Genomic DNA, 20,066 nt, shown 5'->3' on the forward strand with positions numbered 1-20,066 from the left:
ATCCTCATTGAACAGCAAACTGACGGCGAATTTTGCGCATCAGCAGGAACAGCCACGGCCACAAAATGCCGTCAACTACGCTGCTCCAGAAAACTTCGGGGCGGAACGACACGTTGACCACCATAAATTGTCCCCAGAACACCATGACGTCCACCGCCAGCGACAGCACCATGACAATCAGCGCTTGCTGCCAGAGTGCCAGATTGCGGAACAACTGGAATTTGAACGCGACCACATAGGCGGTGATGGCAAACGCCAGCGCACGAATGCCCAGCGTGGAACCGAGGATCAAATCCATGATGAAACCGACAATAAAACCGGTGCCAACGTTGACGCGATGCGGTAAAGCCATCACCCAGTAGATCAGGATCAGCAACAGCCAGGAGGGCCGGAACATATAGATTTGTTCAGGCCACGGCATGACCTGCAACAACATGGCTATGACAAAGGATAGCCAAATAATCCAGCGTCCGTGGCTCCGGTAACTGTTCATTGCCGTGCTCCCTGCACAGGCGTGGTGCTGACTGGTGTGGTCACAGTGCCTGTTGCAGGTGCCGGAAGCGGCGCCGGAGGACCCATATCACCCGGTGGTGGCAATACCTGAGGCATCATTTGCATCAGGCGTTCATTGGCAACGCGATGAACTTCATCAGGCGGTAACGGATGCTCGCCATTGCGATCAGAACCCCATAACAACAGCAGATAACGCAGACGTTGCAGACCTGCCGTCGGGCGCGCCTGAATGACGGTATACGCGCGCTGATTATCGACTTTAACCGAAGACACGACGCCAACCGGATAGCCTTCCGGGAAACGACCGCCCAGACCGGACGTCACCAGCACGTCGCCAACACGAATGTCGGTATTGCTTGGCAGATGTTCCAGTTGCAGATCGTCAGCACAACCGCTGCCCGCAGCAATGACGCGAATGTCATTGCGCAGCACCTGAATCGGCAACGCATGGGAAGCGTCACAAATCAGCAGAACGCGGCTGGTCAGTGCGGCAACGGCAACGACCTGGCCGACAACGCCTTTATCGCTGATGACCGGCTGCCCGATGTACACGCCATTGTTGCTGCCTTTGTCGATCACCACCTGATCACTGTAAGGATCATTGCTGGTGGACAGAACCTGCGTCACCATTTTGTGCTCGTCCTGACGCAACGGCGAACCCAGCAGTTCACGCAGACGGGCATTCTCTTGTTTGTATTGGCCAAGCAGCATCAGATCGCTGTTTTTCAGCAACAATTCCTGACGCAAAGCACGGTTTTCCAGTTCAAGCTGGCCGCGCGTCGCAAACGTCGAGGAAACCTGATCTAAGAATTCACGCGGGGCATTTGACAAAAAATAGAAGGGACTGACGGCAGTATCCATATAGGTGCGGATTTTAACAAACGTACCTATTTTACTGTCGGCAACAATCAGGATAATGGCCGTAAGAATAGCCAAAAAAAGTCGCAGTTGCAGGGAAGGACCCCTGCTAAAAATTGGCTTCATAAAATATGCGAGTTCCTCGGCAACAGAAGGTTTCAGTCAGTCGAAGTCAGAACTTCCCCTGAGAGAAAAGGTGGCAATCTCATGGGATAGCCAAAACACCGGCAGAGCTTTGACGCTCAGCCAGTGTTTGCGCGGATCCACATTGAACACTGCACACTTCACGTTGCAGGTTTTACCTGACGGACAACCACCTTCCCGGCAGACCACTTTTTGAGAGGAATAAAGGAAGAAATCCGTCATTCCGTCATCAAATAAATCGTCGCTGAGATTACTCTTCGCTGAATAAGTCGCCGCCGTGCATGTCGATCATTTCTAATGCTTTACCGCCGCCGCGAGCAACGCAGGTCAGCGGATCTTCTGCGACAACCACCGGAATACCGGTTTCTTCCATCAGCAGACGATCGAGGTTACGCAGTAATGCGCCACCGCCGGTCAGCACCATGCCACGCTCGGAGATGTCGGAAGCCAGTTCTGGCGGACACTGTTCCAGCGCAACCATCACCGCACTCACGATACCGGTCAGCGGCTCTTGCAACGCTTCCAGGATTTCGTTGGAGTTCAGCGTGAAACCACGCGGAACGCCTTCTGCCAGGTTACGGCCACGCACTTCGATTTCGTGCACTTCATCACCCGGATACGCCGAGCCGATGCTGTGTTTAATGCGTTCCGCCGTCGCTTCACCAATCAGGGAACCGTAGTTACGACGTACGTAGTTAATGATAGCTTCATCGAAGCGGTCACCACCGATACGTACAGAAGAGGAATACACGACGCCGTTCAGGGAGATAACCGCCACTTCGGTGGTACCACCGCCGATATCCACAACCATTGAGCCGGTCGCTTCAGAAACAGGCAGACCTGCGCCGATCGCCGCAGCCATCGGTTCTTCAATCAGGAACACTTCACGCGCACCAGCACCTTGTGCGGATTCACGAATAGCACGGCGTTCAACTTGCGTTGCGCCGACCGGCACACAAACCAGCACGCGCGGACTTGGGCGCATGAAGCTGTTGCTGTGAACTTGCTTAATGAAGTGTTGCAGCATTTTCTCAGTCACGAAGAAGTCGGCAATAACGCCGTCTTTCATTGGACGAATCGCTGCGATATTGCCGGGAGTACGACCCAGCATCTGTTTAGCGTCGTGCCCTACAGCAGCAACACTTTTAGGTGAACCAGCACGATCCTGACGAATAGCCACAACTGATGGCTCATTCAGCACGATGCCTTGTCCTTTTACATAGATAAGGGTATTGGCGGTACCCAGGTCGATGGACAAGTCGTTGGAAAACATGCCACGAAATTTCTTAAACATAACGAAAGGATAATCCTGCTAGCTGGGGGCGGAAAATAAAATCCGCCTACTTTACCAACCACGCGAAGCAGCGACAAGGCGCAAAAACGTCCTGCTTACGTGAAAATTGTCCGCGATGTCGCCATTTACTTGCTGTTACTTTTTGAGGCTGATGGCACTGCGATATAATTCTGTATCGCAGGCTCGGTTTACCTCGGGCAGATACCCAGGCGAAGTAGCAACACCGCACATAAATTCTTACACTTTCACCGTGAATCTCCGTCAACCCGCGGCCAGATGATAAGCACCGTATGCCAGGCAAGGGAGTCGGTCGAAAGCTGGGTCATTCTACGTTAAATAATCCCTTTACGGTCACTTAAACGTCGCTGTTGTGTGAATATTTTTTACCGGCTGGTTCAACCTGCTCCGGTACGGCAAAAAAATCACCCTGGCCGCCGTGGATCCCCTTGCTCAGCAGGATCGACCACTCCTCTTTTGTTCGCACGCCAGAGGCAAAGACCAGTGCCTGAGTGCCTTCACATGCACTCAGCAGGCTTTGTACAAAAAGCTGATTTTCAATCCTTTTATCAATGTCGCGCACCAGCCCCGGGTGAAGTTTGACTCTTTCGACCGGGAAGGTCTTGAGATAAGAGGTACTGACGACCGTCAGTCCGGCCTGTGTAACCGCCAGACGACATCCTAAACCCTGCAATAAACGAATCGCGGGACGCAGGCGATCGGTATGTTGACAGAGATCTGCCTCTGCAAGTTCAATCAAAATCCGATTTCGGTGTTTTCTTTCGCACTGCAGCAGCGTATCGCGCAGCCAGCCTACAAAAGAGCGCTGTAATAATGAATCAACCGTCACGTGAAATGCCAACGTTTCATCCGGCCAGCGGTTAAGTAACGGAATAATCTGACTTATCATAATGCGATCGTAGCTCTGCGAAAGCCCGAACTGCACCACCAGCGGGATAAACTCCGCGGCCAGCAATTCATGCTCGCCATCAAACACACGCCGCTGTATTTCACGATGATCGAGTTTGCCCTGCCGGCTAAAAGCCGGTTTTTGGTATAAGCGCGGGCCACCGCGCGCCAGCGTATTTTCGAGCAATGTGCGCCAGCGCACGCTTCCACGCCCTTTCTCCGGCACATTGTTGTCGTAAATAAACCAGCTGTTGCTGCCCTGAAACGCAGCGTGTCGCGTCGCCTGCTGCACCATATCCATAACCTGATCGGGCGTCTGCCCGAAGCGATACGCGCTGATGCCGATGTACATCAGGGCGTCGCGGTCAATTTGCGAGGACGCAGGGAGAACACCAAGCGCGTTAACCAACTGTGCCGCCATCACTTCTGCCTCTTTCAGCGTCCGGTGTGGCAACAGCACGGCAAAATCGCTGTGGAAATAGCGCGCCAGTAACGCATCAACATGCCGCATGACAAAGGTTGAAAGCAGATTCACCATGGCAGAGCGGAACTCATCCACCATCGTCTGTCCGTGGGTTTCGCGCATCAGGTCAAAATCAGGCAGGCGCAGCATCATAATCACGCCGTGCGCACCCTCTTCTTCCAGATGAGTCGCCAACTGATTATCAAAAAATAACCGGTTACTGAGGCCGGTTTGTGAATCCTGCTGGGCGTAGGCGCGGATCAGAGTATCGACGCGGCTGCGCTGTTCGCGGGCTTCGTTCAGATCGGTCAGCAGAAGATTAATCGCGCTGCTGGCGGAGTGCGGCCACTCGCCCAGGTGGCTGGTCAGCCCTTCACGTTCGCCGCGTAAAATCCGCACCGCGCGGTCTTCGAGTTTTTCAACGCCGTCGGTTTCCTGACGCAGCCAGCGGAAACTGAGCAACAACATGCCCAGCATAATCAGGATGGCGACGCTGATCGTCAGCGTTGAACGCATAGAGCGGATATAGCTGCTGACCGGATCGATATAAGAGACGTACAGCGTCATATCCGTATGCTGCATGAGGGGGTAAATGGCGGTGTTGTATTCTGGCATTGCGCTGTCCCACGACCGATGTAAATCAGGGCGCTCGTGGTATTCATAGACGGTGGAATTGTTGAGTTTCACTTCAATATCAGTCACATCCAGCATACGCATGGCCTGCGGCAGCCAGCGCTCGGCCTGCTCCGGAGACTGTCTGAGCAACGCCTGATCATAAGTCGTGACCAGCGCCTGAAGATGTTGTTCGGTATTTTGCTTGTTGAGATAAATGAAACTGAAGGTCACGCCCAACAACATGAGCAACATTGCCAGCGCAACTAACATCGAAATCAGTGCTGAAAGTCTGGTCGTAAATCGCATCCCTGTGCCTTACTCGCTGCGGTGAATGGAAAGCAGAGCTCTGTGCTTCGTCTGCCCAGAATGAACCCGCTATCTTACCCCAGTAAGCCCGACAGGTTTTTGCATACATTCATAGCATAGCAATTCAAAAAACCATTAATTCAGAATTCTTATGTTCCAGCCGCCATTTTGAGAACTCAGTATTTTCCTGGCATGACTCGCAAAACAATGAGATTCACGCCATGCTGTCTGCATAATCATAAAAAAACATGAATACGAATGATGTCGGAAAACGGAGACTGCCATGCACAAGCCCCGCAAACTTACTGAAGCAGATGTCACGCCAGAAAGCCTGTTTCACGACCGCCGCAGAGTGTTGCAGGCGCTGGGGCTCGGCGCAGCGGCACTGGCGTTGCCACAGAATGCAAACGCCGACATTCTTTCCTGGTTTAAAGGCCACGATCGCCCGCCCGCTCCTTCAGGTAAACCGCTGGATTTCACTAAACCCGCGGCTTATCAGAACGATTTGCCGCTGACGCCGGAAGATAAAGTGACCGGCTACAATAATTTCTACGAATTCGGGCTGGATAAAGCCGACCCTGCCGCGAACGCCGGACAACTGGTGACTTCGCCGTGGAAAATCAAAATTGATGGTGAAGTGGGTAAGCCGATCACGCTGGATATGGACGACATCATGAAGCGCTTCCCTTTGGAGCAACGTATCTACCGCATGCGCTGCGTCGAAGCCTGGTCGATGGTGGTGCCGTGGATCGGTTTCCAGCTCAGTCATATTCTCAAACTCGCCGAACCGACCAGCAATGCGCGCTATGTGGCGTTCACGACGCTGTATGATCCGGAACATATGCCAGGCCAGAAAGACCGGTTTATCGGCGGCGGGCTGGATTATCCTTACGTGGAAGGATTGCGGATAGATGAAGCGATGAATCCGCTGACGATGCTGACCGTCGGCGTTTACGGCAAAGCGCTGCCGCCGCAAAACGGCGCACCTATCCGCCTGACCGTGCCGTGGAAGTATGGCTTTAAAGGCATCAAATCGATCGTGAATATCAAGTTCACTAAAGATGAACCGCCAACGACGTGGAATCAGATTGCCAACAACGAATACGGTTTTTACGCCAACGTGAACCCGCACGTTGACCATCCGCGCTGGTCGCAGGCCACGGAACGCTTTATTGGCTCAGGCGGATTACTCGACGTGCAACGTCAGCCGACCCTGCTGTTTAACGGTTATGCGGAACAGGTTGCCTCGATGTATCACGGCATGGATTTACGTAAGTTCTATTAAGGAAGAGGAAACGCCACGATGCGCCGTTTGTCCCCCGCCAATATTACCTGGCTGAAGGTGATTATCTATCTTGCTGCCATTCTGCCTTTCCTCTGGCTGCTGCTTTCTGTCGATCAGGGCTGGTTCAGCGCCGATCCGGCGAAAGATATACAGCACTTTACCGGCAGGATGACGCTGAAATTTTTACTGGTCACCCTGCTGGTCACCCCGGTTGCGCGTTACGGCAAACAACCCTTGCTGATCCGCACCCGCCGTCTGCTCGGTTTGTGGTGTTTTGCCTGGGGCACGCTGCATCTTCTGAGTTATTCGTTCCTCGAACTTGGCGTCAACAATATCCGCCTGCTGGGCAGTGAACTGATTTCCCGGCCCTATCTCACTCTCGGTATCATCAGTTGGATCCTTCTGCTGGCGCTGGCCTGCACCTCGTCGCTGTGGGCACAACGAAAACTGGGCGCTGCATGGCAGAAGTTGCACAACTTTATCTATCTGATCGCCATTCTTGCACCGATCCACTACCTATGGTCGGTGAAAGTGCTATCTCCGCAACCGGTGATCTACGCGACGATCGCCGCCATCCTGCTGGCCCTGCGTTACAAAAAATTCCGCCAGTGGCTGCGATAAGCCGTGGAACTTTTCTGGGTTCTGCCCCTCATAATTTCTGAAAATCAACGCTCTGCTACCGGACGAGGGTTGATTATCTTCGCTGATAAGACCAGTATTTAGCTGCTAATTGCCACGATATCATTATAATGCCCGACCTCATGTTGAGGAGACGGGACGATTTGCCGCGAAACAGGTGACAAATCGGTGACATCAGGGTATTTTCTACAATCTTTGTCTAATTGCCGGAGATAGGCTCACAATGGCGCATAAGTTTGACATTTTGCTACTGAACGGTCCTAACCTGAATTTGTTAGGGACCCGTGAGCCTGACACGTACGGACACACCACGCTCAACGATATTGTTAAAGGTTTGGAAACGCAGGCTGCTGCCGCTGATGTGGCACTGAGCCATCTGCAATCCAATGCAGAACATGTCCTGATTGAACGCATTCATCAGGCACGCGGAAACGTCGATTTTATTTTGATCAATCCCGCGGCCTTTACCCATACCAGCGTGGCACTACGCGATGCATTACTGGGGGTGTCGATTCCGTTTATCGAGATCCATCTGTCGAATGTACATGCGCGCGAAGCTTTCCGGCATCATTCCTATCTTTCCGACATCGCAGTGGGTGTCATCTGCGGACTTGGCGCAGACGGCTACCACTTTGCTTTACAGGCAGCGGTTAATCGCTTGTCTAAAACCCACTAATTTCTACGCAAAAAGAGTACGGAATCACACCCATGGATATTCGTAAAATTAAAAAACTGATCGAACTGGTTGAAGAATCAGGTATTTCTGAACTGGAAATTTCTGAAGGTGAAGAGTCAGTTCGTATCAGCCGTGCTGCACCTGCGCAGGCTTATCCTATGATGCAACAGGCTTATGCTATGCCTGTTCAACAGCAGCCAGGTCTGGCTGCTGCGGTTGCTCCAGCTGCACCTGCTGAAGCCGCTGCTCCGGCTGCAATCAGTGGTCACATCGTTCGCTCCCCGATGGTAGGTACCTTCTACCGCACGCCAAGCCCGGACGCGAAAGCCTTCATCGAAGTGGGTCAGAAAGTGAACGCCGGCGATACCCTGTGTATCGTTGAAGCGATGAAAATGATGAACCAAATCGAAGCAGACAAATCCGGCGTTGTTAAAGCAATTCTGGTAGAAAGCGGCCAACCGGTTGAATTCGACGAGCCGCTGGTCGTCATCGAATAACGAGGCGTACCATGGTAGATAAAATTGTTATCGCGAACCGCGGCGAGATCGCTCTGCGCATTTTGCGTGCCTGTAAAGAAATGGGCATCAAAACCGTTGCTGTGCACTCCACCGCTGACCGTGACCTGAAACACGTGCTGCTGGCAGACGAAACCGTCTGTATCGGCCCGGCACCTTCAGTAAAAAGCTATCTGAACATCCCGGCAATCATCGCTGCGGCGGAAATCACTGGCGCGGTGGCTATCCACCCTGGCTACGGTTTCTTGTCCGAAAACGCAGATTTCGCCGAGCAGGTTGAACGTTCCGGCTTCATCTTCATTGGCCCGAAAGCCGAAACTATCCGCCTGATGGGCGACAAAGTTTCTGCAATCCATGCCATGAAAGCGGCAGGCGTACCTTGTGTACCTGGCTCCGATGGCCCGCTGGGCGACGACATGGATCAAAACCGTGGCTTCGCAAAACGCATCGGCTATCCGGTCATCATCAAAGCCTCTGGCGGCGGCGGTGGTCGTGGTATGCGCGTTGTGCGCAGCGACAAAGATCTCGAGCAGTCCATCAACATGACCCGTGCTGAAGCCAAAGCGGCTTTCAACAACGACATGGTGTACATGGAGAAATACCTCGAAAATCCACGTCACGTGGAAATTCAGGTACTGGCCGATGGTCAGGGCAATGCGGTCTATCTGGCTGAACGTGACTGCTCCATGCAGCGTCGTCACCAGAAAGTCGTTGAAGAAGCGCCAGCACCAGGCATCACTGAAGAACTGCGTCGTTTCATCGGCGAACGTTGTTCAAAAGCCTGTGTGGATATTGGCTACCGTGGCGCGGGTACTTTCGAGTTCCTGTACGAAAACGGCGAGTTCTTCTTCATCGAAATGAACACCCGTATCCAGGTTGAGCATCCGGTTACCGAGATGATCACCGGTGTGGATTTGATCAAAGAGCAGCTGCGCATTGCGTCCGGCCAGCCACTGTCGATCAAACAAAGCGAAGTGAAAGTCAAAGGCCATGCGGTGGAATGCCGTATTAACGCGGAAGATCCAAACACCTTCCTGCCAAGCCCAGGCAAAATCACCCGCTTCCACGCACCTGGCGGCTTCGGTGTTCGTTGGGAATCGCACATTTACGCAGGCTACACTGTGCCTCCGTACTACGATTCCATGATCGGTAAACTGATCACTTACGGTGAAACCCGTGAAGTGGCCATTGCCCGCATGAAAAATGCACTGGCAGAGCTGATCATCGACGGCATCAAAACCAACATTGAACTGCAAATGCGTATTATGGACGACGAGAACTTCCAGCACGGTGGAACCAACATCCACTATCTGGAGAAAAAACTCGGTTTGCAGGAAAAATAAAAAGACCGTACCGTTGCGTACTCTTTTATCAAGGCCGGATATTCCGGCCTTTTTTACGTTTGGGGGGAGAAGAAAATGAGATCTGATAAACGTTTTCTGCAAGCCAACCGGGAAGCCCGCTGGGCATTCGGGCTGACGATTGCTTATCTGCTGGCGTGGAGTTTTGCCGCCTATATTCCTGATGACAAACAGGGCATCACCGGTCTTCCGCACTGGTTTGAAATGGCCTGCCTTCTGGTCCCGCTGATTTTTATCCTGTTGAGCTGGCTGATGGTTCGCGTGATTTACCGCGATATTCCGCTGGAGGATCACCATGCAGACTGAAGTTTTATTACCGCTGATCGCCTATCTGCTGCTGGTCTTCGGGCTTTCGGTATACGCCTATACGCGCCGCCAGCAAGGCAGCTTCCTGACCGAGTATTTCCTCGGTAACCGTTCGATGGGCGGTTTCGTTCTGGCGATGACCCTCACCGCCACGTACATCAGCGCCAGTTCGTTTATCGGCGGTCCCGGCGCGGCGTACAAATTCGGCCTCGGCTGGGTGTTGCTGGCGATGATCCAGCTGCCGGCGGTCTGGCTTTCGCTCGGCGTGTTAGGTAAAAAATTCGCTATTCTGGCACGACGTTACAACGCCGTGACGCTCAACGACATGCTGTTTGCACGCTACCAGAGCCGTCTGCTGGTCTGGCTGGCGAGCCTCAGCCTGCTGGTGGCGTTCCTCGGTGCAATGACCGTGCAATTCATCGGCGGTGCGCGTCTGCTGGAAACGGCGGCCGGTATTCCTTACGACACCGGCTTGCTGATTTTCGGCATCAGTATCGCGCTCTACACGTCATTTGGCGGTTTTCGTGCCAGCGTACTCAACGATGCGATGCAGGGGCTGGTGATGCTGCTGGGCACCATTTTGCTGCTGGTCGCGGTGATCCATGCTGCCGGCGGCCTGCACAGTGCGGTCGATAAACTGCAACAGATCGACCCGAAACTGGTGTCTGTTCACGGAGGAGATGATGTGCTTTCTCTGCCGTTTATGGCGTCATTCTGGATTTTAGTGTGCTTTGGGGTCATTGGTCTGCCGCACACTGCCGTGCGCTGCATCTCTTATAAAGACAGCAAAGCCGTCCACCGCGGTATCGTACTCGGCACCATTGTGGTCGCCGTGCTGATGCTCGGTATGCATCTGGCCGGTGCGCTCGGCCGCGCCGTCCTGCCGGATTTAAAAATTCCGGATCAGGTGATCCCGACTCTGATGATCACCGTGCTGCCGCCTTACGCTGCCGGGATTTTCCTGGCTGCCCCGATGGCCGCCATTATGTCGACCATCAACGCCCAGCTTTTACAGTCCTCGGCGACTATCGTTAAAGATCTGTATCTCGGCGTCAGGCCGGAGCAAATCACCAATGAGCGACGGTTAAAGCGCTTCTCGAGCTGGGCAACGTTTATTCTCGGTTTACTGGTGGTTCTGGCCGCCTGGCGTCCACCGGAAATGATCATCTGGCTTAACCTGCTGGCCTTCGGCGGGCTGGAAGCCGTATTCCTGTGGCCGCTGGTGCTCGGCCTTTACTGGGAGCGGGCGAACGCCACCGGCGCACTGAGCTCAATGATTGTTGGCGCCGTTTGTTATACCCTGCTTGCCAGTATCGACCTGCACATTGCGGGTCTGCATCCGATTGTGCCGTCGCTGTCGCTGAGCCTGCTGGCGTTTTACATCGGCAATAAATTTGGCGTACAGCCACGCGAAACCGAACTCAAGCCGTCCTGACCGGGCGGCACTGATTTAACAGATTGCTAAGAAGAGAATCGCTATGCCTTGGATCCAATTGAAAATTAACACCACCGGTAATGATGCGGAAACGCTGAGCGACGCGCTTATCGAAAGTGGTGCAGTGTCTGTCACGTTCCTTGATACCCATGATAATCCGGTGTTTGAACCCCTGCCGGGCGAAACCCTGCTGTGGGGCGATACCGACGCTATCGGCCTGTATGACGCAGAAACCAACATGGAAGACGTGGTGGCGATGCTGGAGAACGAACCGCTGCTGGGCAAAGGTTTCGTGCACAAAATCGAACAGCTGGAAGACAAAGACTGGGAACGCGAATGGATGGATAACTTCCACCCGATGCGTTTTGGCGAGCGTCTGTGGATTTGCCCGAGCTGGCGCGATGTGCCGGATCCCACCGCCGTCAACGTGATGCTGGATCCGGGTCTGGCATTTGGAACCGGCACCCACCCGACCACCGCCATGTGCCTGCAATGGCTCGACAGCCTCGATCTGACCGACAAAACCGTGATCGACTTTGGTTGCGGCTCCGGCATTCTGGCGATCGCCGCGCTGAAGCTGGGTGCGAAACACGTGGTCGGCATCGACATCGACCCGCAGGCGATTCAGGCCAGCCGTGATAACGCCGAACGTAACGGCGTCTCAGAGCGTCTGTCGCTGTATCTGCCAAAAGACCAGCCCGAGAACCTGTCTGCCGACGTCGTGGTCGCTAACATCCTTGCAGGCCCGCTGCGTGAACTGGCACCGCTGATCAGTGTGCTGCCGGTCGCGGGGGGGCATCTCGGGTTGTCCGGCATTCTGGCGAGCCAGGCGCAAAGCGTGGCCGATGCGTACCAGGACCTGTTCGAACTGGATCCGGTCGCCGAGAAAGAAGAATGGTGCCGCATTACGGGTGTTAAAAAAGCCTGATAAGCATTACCCGCGCTTTCTGATTATGCAGAAAGCGCGGGTTTGCTCCGCACGTCTCGCCTCTGTCATTTTTTCTTTCCAAAAAAGAGTCATTTTCTGACCATCAGGCGATCTGAATCACGGAATTTTGTGGTTGTTGATGCTTAAAACGACGATCAAGCCCTTAGAATCACCTGCTATAACGGGCTGATTTAGAGAGAAATTAGGAATTTATTCAAGCGCACAATTTAACCAAAATGACTTAACCTGATGTAAATACACAATAAAAAACCTCGCCACCCTTCATATTCATCGCGGTTAGGCATTTTCTTATCAAATCGCTCAAAGTTTGGCCTTTCATCTCACATCAAAAATGCGTAATATACGCGCCCTTGCGGACATCAGTATGGTCATTCTAAGTCTATGCGCATCGGACACCACCAGCTTACAAATTGCCTGATTGCGGCCCCTATGGCCGGTATAACAGACCGACCGTTTCGTGCCTTATGTCATGCGATGGGTGCTGGGATGGCTGTATCCGAAATGCTCTCCTCCAATCCGGAGGTGTGGCGGACGGACAAGTCCCGATTGCGTATGGTGCATAACGATGAACCGGGTATCCGAGCCGTGCAAATTGCCGGTTGTGATCCCGAAGATATGGCGGCTGCCGCCCGAATTAATGTGGCGAGCGGTGCGCAGATCATTGACATCAATATGGGCTGCCCGGCCAAGAAAGTGAACCGCAAACTGGCAGGATCTGCGCTCTTGCAGTATCCGGATTTGGTCAAACAGATCCTCACTGCCGTCGTAAACGCGGTAGATGTGCCAGTCACGTTGAAAATTCGTACTGGTTGGGCACCGGAACACCGTAACTGTGTACAAATTGCCCAATTGGCTGAAGACTGTGGAATTCAGGCCCTGACTATTCATGGCCGAACCCGTGCCTGTCTCTTCAATGGAGATGCAGAGTACGACAGTATTCGGACAGTTAAGCAGAGTGTTTCCATTCCGATTATCGCGAATGGCGACATAACTGACCCGCATAAAGCCAGAGCGGTGCTCGACTACACCGGAGCTGATGCTCTGATGATAGGACGTGCCGCTCAGGGGAGACCCTGGATCTTCCGGGAAATCCAGCACTATCTGGACACAGGGGAACTGTTACCGCCACCGCCTTTGGGTGAGGTACAGCGCTTGTTAATAGGGCACGTACGGGAATTGCACGACTTTTACGGTCAAGGCAAGGGATTCCGTATCGCCCGTAAGCATGTTTCATGGTATCTCCAGGAACATGCCCCGAGTGACCAGTTTCGGCGCTCCTTCAACGCCATAGAGGATGCCAGCGAACAGCTGGAGGCGTTGGAAGCATATTTCGAAAATCTTGCGTAACAAAAAAGAGCTGACAGAACTATGTTCGAACAACGCGTGAATTCTGACGTACTGACCGTTTCTACCGTAAACTCACAAGATCAGGTGACTCAAAAGCCTCTGCGTGACTCGGTAAAACAAGCACTTAAGGGCTATTTCGCTCAATTGAATGGTCAGGACGTGAATGACCTGTATGAGTTGGTATTGGCTGAAGTTGAACAGCCACTGTTGGACATGGTGATGCAGTACACCCGTGGCAACCAGACTCGTGCGGCCCTGATGATGGGTATCAACCGCGGTACGCTGCGTAAGAAACTGAAAAAATACGGCATGAACTGATACTAATCAGTCATTGTCTTGAAAAGGCGCTTTTCCGCAAGGAGAGCGCCTTTTTTGTTTATGTGCAATCCGGCAACACACCTTCCTGTAAATCTGCTCAAAACCTAACCCAGATCAAGCCAAATGAGAATAATTCTCTCATTCATTCCGCCATTAGGAATTACTTTAGAGGAACAAAAAAATGTCTCTGGGGAGTGGCAACAATGAAGCAACTTTATATGCGTTTTACCGCCGCGCTGAACAAGCCGGATCTGGCCATTTTGCTGTTACGTATCACCTACGGCCTGCTGATTTTTCACGGCTGGCATAAGTTGCACGACGGTCTGGGTGGCATTCAGGGCATGCTGGCGGGTTATGGTATTCCCGCCTTTGTTGCCTACGGCGTGATCATTGGCGAAGTGATTGCCCCGATCATGATGATCCTCGGCATCTTCACCCGTCTCGCTGCGCTGTCGGCGGCGGCAACCATGGTGGTCGCCTGGCTGATGGTGGGTGTGCACCACACCTTCGCGCTGACGCCGGTCGGTGCCTGGGCGATTGAAGATATTGTTTACTACTTTATGGCCGCCCTCGTTATCGCACTTTACGGCAGTGGCCGTTACTCGGTAATGAGCAATCCGCTCTACCGCTGAAAACGTTTCCGGCATACTTTTTCACCGAAGTATGCCGTTCAAGCCTGGCGGTGTTGAGCCTGTACTCAGAGGTGAAAAACCGCCATTCGTATTGTTTTACATCAGTTGTTTAAAACGTCTAAAAAAGGACGTCGATTTGCCTGTTTATCGGACAATTACCCTCTCCGGAACCGCCAGAGAACATGTTATACTTTCCATCAGAGTCGTATTCGCCCCGCTCATCGCCTACGGACAGCACTCAGCATCGCGATCCCGTCCTCTAAAAAAATGTACTGTCTGTTAGTGTAAAAAATGCGTCAACGGGCGTCGTTTTTTTAAACATTTTCAGACACGTGTTGTCCCACTATTTGCAGGATAATCCGTACCGCGCCGAACTTTTTACTCACGCGTTACCCCGGTTTCTTTATGCAGATGATTAGGCATTTATGACATCTCCACGATTTCGCGCTTCATTTTTACATCCCCGCTACTGGCTGACCTGGTTCGGTCTCGGCGTTCTGTTCCTTCTGGTTCAGCTTCCTTATCCGGTGTTGTACCGTTTAGGTGTCTGGCTTGGCCGCACGTCCATGCGTTTCCTGAAACGCCGTGTGTCGATAACCCGCCGCAATTTACAGCTGTGTTTCCCTGATCTCTCGTCTGAACAGGTTGAAGCCCGGATCGTCAGTAACTTTGAATCTCTTGGCATGGGCTTACTGGAAACCGGCATGGCCTGGTTCTGGTCAGACGCCCGGGTCAAACGCTGGTTCGACGTCAGCGGCCTGCATAACCTTAAAAAAGCGCAGGAAAATAATCAGGGTGTGCTGGTCATCGGCGTGCATTTTATGTCACTGGAACTCGGTGGCCGCGCGATGGGATTATGTCAGCCGATGATGGCGATGTACCGACCGCACAACAACAAAGCGATGGAATTTGTGCAGACCTGGGGTCGCATGCGTTCTAACAAAGCGATGCTGGATCGCAAAGATTTACGCGGCATGGTTCATGCGCTGAAAAAGGGCGAAGCCGTCTGGTTTGCACCAGATCAGGATTACGGCCCGCGCGGCAGCGTTTTTGCGCCGCTGTTTGCCGTCGATGAAGCCGCAACCACCAGCGGAACCTACATGCTGGCAAGACTGGCTAAACCGGCACTGGTCACCGTGGTGCTGGTGCGTAAACCGGCCGCGAAAGGTTATGATCTGGTGATTCAACCGGCATTGCAGGATTACCCGATTGACGATGAAATGGCCGCGGCGGCTTACATGAACCGCGTCATCGAAACAGAAATCATGCGGGCGCCCGATCAGTATTTGTGGCTGCATCGCCGCTTCAAAACCCGCCCGGCGGGCACGCCGTCGCTTTACCGATAGCCTGATATCACATCAAGCCCGATGCCACCGCGTCGGGCTTTTTCATTGACGACTGAACTGAACAACATCCAATAAGAGAGCGGTATTCCTCATGGCGAAAAAACCAGACGCAGCCCCTTCCATCTTTGATCACCTCAAAGATGACGACAGTTTTGATCTCTGGGGGCGCTCCAGCCTCAGTACCGCGCTCAACAAAGCCAAACCTAAAACACCGGACAACGACCAGATCGCTGCCGCGCGTAAACTGATTGCGGGCAGCAAAAACCAGCCTGAATAACCTGTCCGGTTTGCCTGCAAAACCCGCTTCGTGCGGGTTTTTTATTGCCGCGTGATGCAGTGGCTAAACTGCCAACTGTCACAACACTTCCCCGCCTTGATCAATCCCCTGCGCGAAATCCACTCTGCCGACATCTGCCTGTTCTCTTTCCTCCGGAAACGAAACAAAGCGGGTTAGCATTCTGTGCTCTCCACTCCAGTATTGAAATTATCCGCACTGTTTTACGGCAGTCACATTGACCGCGCACTGAAACAGGGCAATACATTTCATAACGCCCATCAATGTTACTGAGCATTTCCCTACTGTGACTAGATTGTTGGACGTTTTTTCGATGTTGGCACTCCCTTTGCAATGACAGGAGCAGAGGGCGACGCCCCAAAACAGACAGGGTGCTCAGGCACTCACACAATAATAATTCTCAGTTTTGTCTCACAGGACGCTTAATGAAAAAAATATTGCTCTCTACGCTGATTGCCGCAGCAAGCTTCGTGACACTGGCTGGTCAGGCTCATGCAGGTACCACTCTGGATGCCGTCAAAAAGAAAGGTTTTGTTCAATGCGGCATCAGTGATGGTTTGCCGGGTTTCTCCTACGCGGATTCCAAAGGCAAATTCACCGGTCTTGACGTTGACGTCTGCCGCGCAGTGGCCGCTGCCGTGTTTGGCGATGCTGAGAAAGTGAAATACACCCCGCTGACCGCGAAAGAGCGTTTTACCGCCCTGCAATCTGGCGAAGTGGATATCTTGTCCCGTAACACCACCTGGACCTCTTCCCGCGACGCGGGCATGGGGATGATCTTCGCGGGCGTCAACTACTACGACGGCATCGGCTTCCTGACACATCAGAAAGCGGGCCTGAAAAGCGCGAAAGAACTCGATGGCGCGACGGTATGTCTGCAAGCCGGTACCGATACTGAGCTGAACGTGGCTGACTACTTCAAAGCCAACAAAATGACTTACACCCCGGTCACCTTCGACCGCTCTGATGAAAGTGCCAAAGCGCTGGACTCAGGCCGCTGCGACACCCTGGCCTCTGACCAGTCTCAGCTCTACGCACTGCGCATCAAACTGGGTAAACCGGATGAGTTCATCGTGCTGCCGGAAGTGATTTCTAAAGAACCTCTGGGCCCGGTTGTTCGCCGTGGTGATGAAGACTGGCTGGCCGTGGTGCGCTGGTCCCTGTTCGCCATGCTGAATGCCGAAGAGATGGGCGTGACATCTGCCAACGTTGAGCAGCTGGCCGCTAACCCGACCACGCCGGACATGAGCAACCTGCTCGGTAAAACCGGGACTTACGGTGCAGATCTGAAAGTGCCTAACGACTGGGTCGTCAAAATCGTCAAACAAGTCGGTAACTACGGCGAAAGCTTTGAACGCAACGTCGGTCAGGGCAGTGAGCTGAAAATCAAACGTGGTCAGAACGCATTGTGGAATAAAGGCGGCATCCAGTACGCACCACCGGTCCGTTAATACCCTTCATCACCAACGTGTTTGAATAATAAAGTGCTTAAGGATGTTGATGCACCGGCCGTTCCCCGGTGCATCACTTCCCGGTGATAGATTGCTAAAGGCCATCCACTATGTCGCAACGCCCAACCGGAAAAGGTTCGTTCTCGCTGACCAATCCAGCCGTACGAGCCTGGATTTACCAAATTTTCGCGGTGGTGTTGCTGGTAGCCTGTCTCGGTTACCTGCTCCACAACACCATTACCAATCTGACTACACGAGGGATCACCTCGGGATTTGCATTTCTTGAAAAAGGTGCCGGTTTCGGCATTGTTCAGCATCTTATTGACTACCAGGAAGGCGACACCTACGCCCGCGTTTTCGTTATCGGCCTGCTCAACACCCTGCTGGTTTCTGCGCTGTGTATCGTGTTCGCATCGATTATCGGGTTTATTATCGGATTAGGCCGTCTCTCTGATAACTGGCTGATCCGTAAAGTCTCGACGGTCTACATCGAGATATTCCGTAACATTCCTCCCCTGCTGCAAATCTTCTTCTGGTACTTCGCCGTCCTGCGTAACCTGCCTGGCCCGCGTCAAAGCCTCAACGCATTTGATCTGGCATTCGTCAGCAACCGTGGTTTGTACCTGCCGTCACCGGAGTTATCGCCGGGCAGTCTGGCCGGTTTTATCGCCCTGCTGCTGGCGGTGTTCGGAATTTTTGCCCTCAGGCGTTACAACCATTTTCGGCAGATCCACACCGGGCGCGTCTGGCGTATCTGGCCGTGGGCAATCCTGATGCTGGTGGTTTTCCCTGCGCTGGCGCACCTGATTTTCGGGCCTGCCGTTCACTGGGATGTGCCTGCACTGCGCGGGTTCAACTTCCGGGGCGGCATGGTGCTGATCCCGGAACTGGCGGCGTTAACGCTGGCGCTGTCGGTGTACACCTCCACGTTTATCGCCGAAGTGATCCGCTCCGGGATTCAGTCGGTTTCGCACGGCCAGCATGAGGCAGCGCGCTCACTCGGGCTGCCGAATCCGGTTACCCTGCGTCAGGTAATTTTACCGCAGGCGATGCGGGTGATTATTCCGCCGCTGACCAGCCAGTATCTGAATATCGTCAAAAACTCCTCTCTGGCCGCCGCGATTGGCTACCCGGATATGGTGTCGCTGTTCGCAGGTACCGTGCTGAACCAGACCGGTCAGGCGATTGAAACCATTGCCATCACCATGTCGGTTTACCTGATCATCAGCCTGCTGATCTCGTTTTTGATGAACATTTACAACCGGCGCATCGCGCTGGTCGAGCGTTAAGGGAAAACCATGACGATGACAACACTTCCTCCGGGAGTCAGAGCCGTGAAGCCCGGTACGCCAGTCGGAACGGCCGTGCTGTGGGCGCGTAAAAATCTGTTCTCCAGCTGGTTTAACAGCCTGCTGACGCTGTTTTGTTTATGGCTGATGTGGCTGGTGATCCCTCCGATGTTGAACTGGGTTATTTTCCAGGCCAACTGGGTTGGCACGGCGCGCACAGACTGCACCAAAGCCGGTGCCTGCTGGGTGTTTATCCATGCCCGTTTCGGCCAGTTTATGTATGGCCTGTATCCGTTTGATCAGCGCTGGCGCATTAACCTCACGCTGATTGTCGGGTTGCTGACGCTGGCACCGATCTTCTTCAAAGCCACACCACGCCGCGGGCGTTACATCGCAGTGTGGATGGTGCTGTTCCCGATCTTCACCTGGTTCATGCTGTACGGCGGATTCTTTGGCCTGACCCGCGTTGAAACCCGCCAGTGGGGCGGCCTGACGCTGACGCTTATCATCGCCGCAGTGGGCATTGCCGGGGCATTACCGCTGGGCATTTTGCTGGCGCTGGCGCGACGTTCGCGTCTGCCTGTCGTGCGGATCCTCTCGGTCATCTTCATCGAATTCTGGCGCGGCGTGCCGCTTATCACCGTGCTGTTTATGTCCTCGGTGATGCTGCCGCTGTTTATGACCGAAGGGACGAGTATCGACAAACTGGTGCGTGCGCTGGTGGGTGTGGTGCTGTTTCAGTCGGCGTATGTGGCGGAAGTGGTGCGCGGTGGCCTGCAGGCGCTGCCGAAAGGCCAGACCGAAGCCGCGGAATCGCTGGCGCTCGGCTACTGGAGAACGCAGGGATTAGTCATTCTGCCGCAGGCGTTGAAAATGGTGATACCGGGTCTGGTCAACACCATCATCGCGCTGTTTAAAGACACCAGTCTGGTGATCATCATCGGCCTGTTTGATTTGTTCAGCAGCGTACAGCAAGCCACCGTCGATCCCGAGTGGCTCGGCATGTCGACCGAAGGCTACGTCTTCGCCGCCGCCGTTTACTGGATTTTCTGTTTTAGCATGTCGCGTTATAGCCAGCATCTGGAAAAACGCTTTCACACCGGACGTTCCGCACACTGAGGTA

Annotated in this window: 20 protein-coding genes; 16 read left to right on the forward strand and 4 right to left on the reverse strand. The window is 53.5% G+C overall.

The window, feature by feature from the left end; all coding sequences use genetic code 11:
* Nucleotides 1-4: 4 nt before the first annotated feature.
* The 4 genes from mreD to csrD form a co-directional block, all read right to left on the reverse strand.
* The gene (gene mreD, locus ED901_RS01980) at nt 5-493 is read right to left on the reverse strand and encodes a rod shape-determining protein MreD (protein WP_056776185.1); all 489 of its coding nucleotides are present in this window, start codon (nt 491-493) and stop codon (nt 5-7) included.
* Complete coding sequence (gene mreC / locus ED901_RS01985; RefSeq protein ID WP_122094482.1) at nt 490-1,497, reverse strand: rod shape-determining protein MreC; 1,008 nt, start codon at nt 1,495-1,497, stop codon at nt 490-492. The genes mreD and mreC overlap by 4 nt, the downstream gene beginning before the upstream one ends.
* 268 nt (nt 1,498-1,765) lie before the next feature.
* Entirely contained in the window at nt 1,766-2,809 is a 1,044-nt protein-coding gene (gene mreB / locus ED901_RS01990) for a rod shape-determining protein MreB (RefSeq protein ID WP_013577291.1), read from the reverse strand.
* A 355-nt stretch (nt 2,810-3,164) separates the two neighbouring features.
* Nucleotides 3,165-5,099, reverse strand: coding sequence for an RNase E specificity factor CsrD (csrD, locus tag ED901_RS01995; RefSeq protein ID WP_122094484.1), 1,935 nt, complete (start codon nt 5,097-5,099; stop codon nt 3,165-3,167).
* A gap of 283 nt (nt 5,100-5,382) precedes the next feature.
* Here csrD and msrP point away from each other — a divergent pair, with 283 nt between their 5' ends.
* The 16 genes from msrP (at nt 5,383) to ED901_RS02075 (ending at nt 20,062) form a co-directional block, all read left to right on the forward strand.
* On the forward strand, nt 5,383-6,384 hold the full coding sequence (gene msrP / locus ED901_RS02000) for a protein-methionine-sulfoxide reductase catalytic subunit MsrP (protein WP_122094486.1): 1,002 nt from the start codon (nt 5,383-5,385) through the stop codon (nt 6,382-6,384).
* An 18-nt stretch (nt 6,385-6,402) separates the two neighbouring features.
* Complete coding sequence (gene msrQ, locus ED901_RS02005) at nt 6,403-7,005, forward strand: protein-methionine-sulfoxide reductase heme-binding subunit MsrQ (protein ID WP_122094488.1); 603 nt, start codon at nt 6,403-6,405, stop codon at nt 7,003-7,005.
* 241 nt (nt 7,006-7,246) lie between these two features.
* Nucleotides 7,247-7,699 carry a type II 3-dehydroquinate dehydratase gene (gene aroQ / locus ED901_RS02010; protein WP_122094490.1) on the forward strand — a complete coding sequence of 151 codons (453 nt, stop codon included), beginning with the start codon at nt 7,247-7,249 and terminating at the stop codon, nt 7,697-7,699.
* 32 nt (nt 7,700-7,731) lie between these two features.
* Nucleotides 7,732-8,196 carry an acetyl-CoA carboxylase biotin carboxyl carrier protein gene (accB, locus tag ED901_RS02015; protein ID WP_056776171.1) on the forward strand — a complete coding sequence of 155 codons (465 nt, stop codon included), beginning with the start codon at nt 7,732-7,734 and terminating at the stop codon, nt 8,194-8,196.
* 11 nt (nt 8,197-8,207) lie between these two features.
* On the forward strand, nt 8,208-9,557 hold the full coding sequence (gene accC / locus ED901_RS02020; RefSeq protein WP_056776169.1) for an acetyl-CoA carboxylase biotin carboxylase subunit: 1,350 nt from the start codon (nt 8,208-8,210) through the stop codon (nt 9,555-9,557).
* A gap of 75 nt (nt 9,558-9,632) precedes the next feature.
* Complete coding sequence (locus tag ED901_RS02025; RefSeq protein WP_122094492.1) at nt 9,633-9,881, forward strand: YhdT family protein; 249 nt, start codon at nt 9,633-9,635, stop codon at nt 9,879-9,881.
* Nucleotides 9,871-11,316: a sodium/pantothenate symporter gene (gene panF / locus ED901_RS02030; protein WP_056776162.1), complete on the forward strand. Its 1,446-nt coding sequence runs from the start codon at nt 9,871-9,873 to the stop codon at nt 11,314-11,316. Before ED901_RS02025 ends, panF begins: the two co-directional genes overlap by 11 nt.
* Before the next feature lie 43 nt (nt 11,317-11,359).
* Nucleotides 11,360-12,244: a 50S ribosomal protein L11 methyltransferase gene (gene prmA / locus ED901_RS02035; protein ID WP_122094494.1), complete on the forward strand. Its 885-nt coding sequence runs from the start codon at nt 11,360-11,362 to the stop codon at nt 12,242-12,244.
* 402 nt (nt 12,245-12,646) lie between these two features.
* Complete coding sequence (dusB, locus tag ED901_RS02040; RefSeq protein WP_112168396.1) at nt 12,647-13,612, forward strand: tRNA dihydrouridine synthase DusB; 966 nt, start codon at nt 12,647-12,649, stop codon at nt 13,610-13,612.
* A 21-nt stretch (nt 13,613-13,633) separates the two neighbouring features.
* Nucleotides 13,634-13,930, forward strand: coding sequence for a DNA-binding transcriptional regulator Fis (gene fis / locus ED901_RS02045; protein ID WP_004097144.1), 297 nt, complete (start codon nt 13,634-13,636; stop codon nt 13,928-13,930).
* Nucleotides 13,931-14,133: 203 nt separating this feature from the next.
* Nucleotides 14,134-14,562, forward strand: a complete 429-nt coding sequence (locus tag ED901_RS02050) for a DoxX family protein (RefSeq protein WP_056776155.1) — start codon at nt 14,134-14,136, stop codon at nt 14,560-14,562.
* A 425-nt stretch (nt 14,563-14,987) separates the two neighbouring features.
* Nucleotides 14,988-15,908: a kdo(2)-lipid IV(A) palmitoleoyltransferase gene (gene lpxP, locus ED901_RS02055; RefSeq protein WP_056776152.1), complete on the forward strand. Its 921-nt coding sequence runs from the start codon at nt 14,988-14,990 to the stop codon at nt 15,906-15,908.
* Nucleotides 15,909-15,999: 91 nt separating this feature from the next.
* Nucleotides 16,000-16,185 (forward strand): hypothetical protein, encoded by a 186-nt coding sequence (locus ED901_RS02060; protein ID WP_056776150.1) that lies wholly within the window; start codon nt 16,000-16,002, stop codon nt 16,183-16,185.
* Nucleotides 16,186-16,628: 443 nt separating this feature from the next.
* Nucleotides 16,629-17,654 (forward strand): amino acid ABC transporter substrate-binding protein, encoded by a 1,026-nt coding sequence (locus ED901_RS02065; RefSeq protein ID WP_056776148.1) that lies wholly within the window; start codon nt 16,629-16,631, stop codon nt 17,652-17,654.
* Between the two features lie 110 nt (nt 17,655-17,764).
* Nucleotides 17,765-18,943, forward strand: a complete 1,179-nt coding sequence (locus tag ED901_RS02070) for an amino acid ABC transporter permease (RefSeq protein WP_056776147.1) — start codon at nt 17,765-17,767, stop codon at nt 18,941-18,943.
* Between the two features lie 9 nt (nt 18,944-18,952).
* Entirely contained in the window at nt 18,953-20,062 is a 1,110-nt protein-coding gene (locus ED901_RS02075; RefSeq protein ID WP_371414273.1) for an amino acid ABC transporter permease, read from the forward strand.
* Nucleotides 20,063-20,066: the final 4 nt, after the last annotated feature.

It is taken from the genome of Rahnella sp. Larv3_ips, assembly GCF_003697865.1.
Classification (GTDB): Bacteria; Pseudomonadota; Gammaproteobacteria; order Enterobacterales; family Enterobacteriaceae; genus Rahnella; species Rahnella rivi.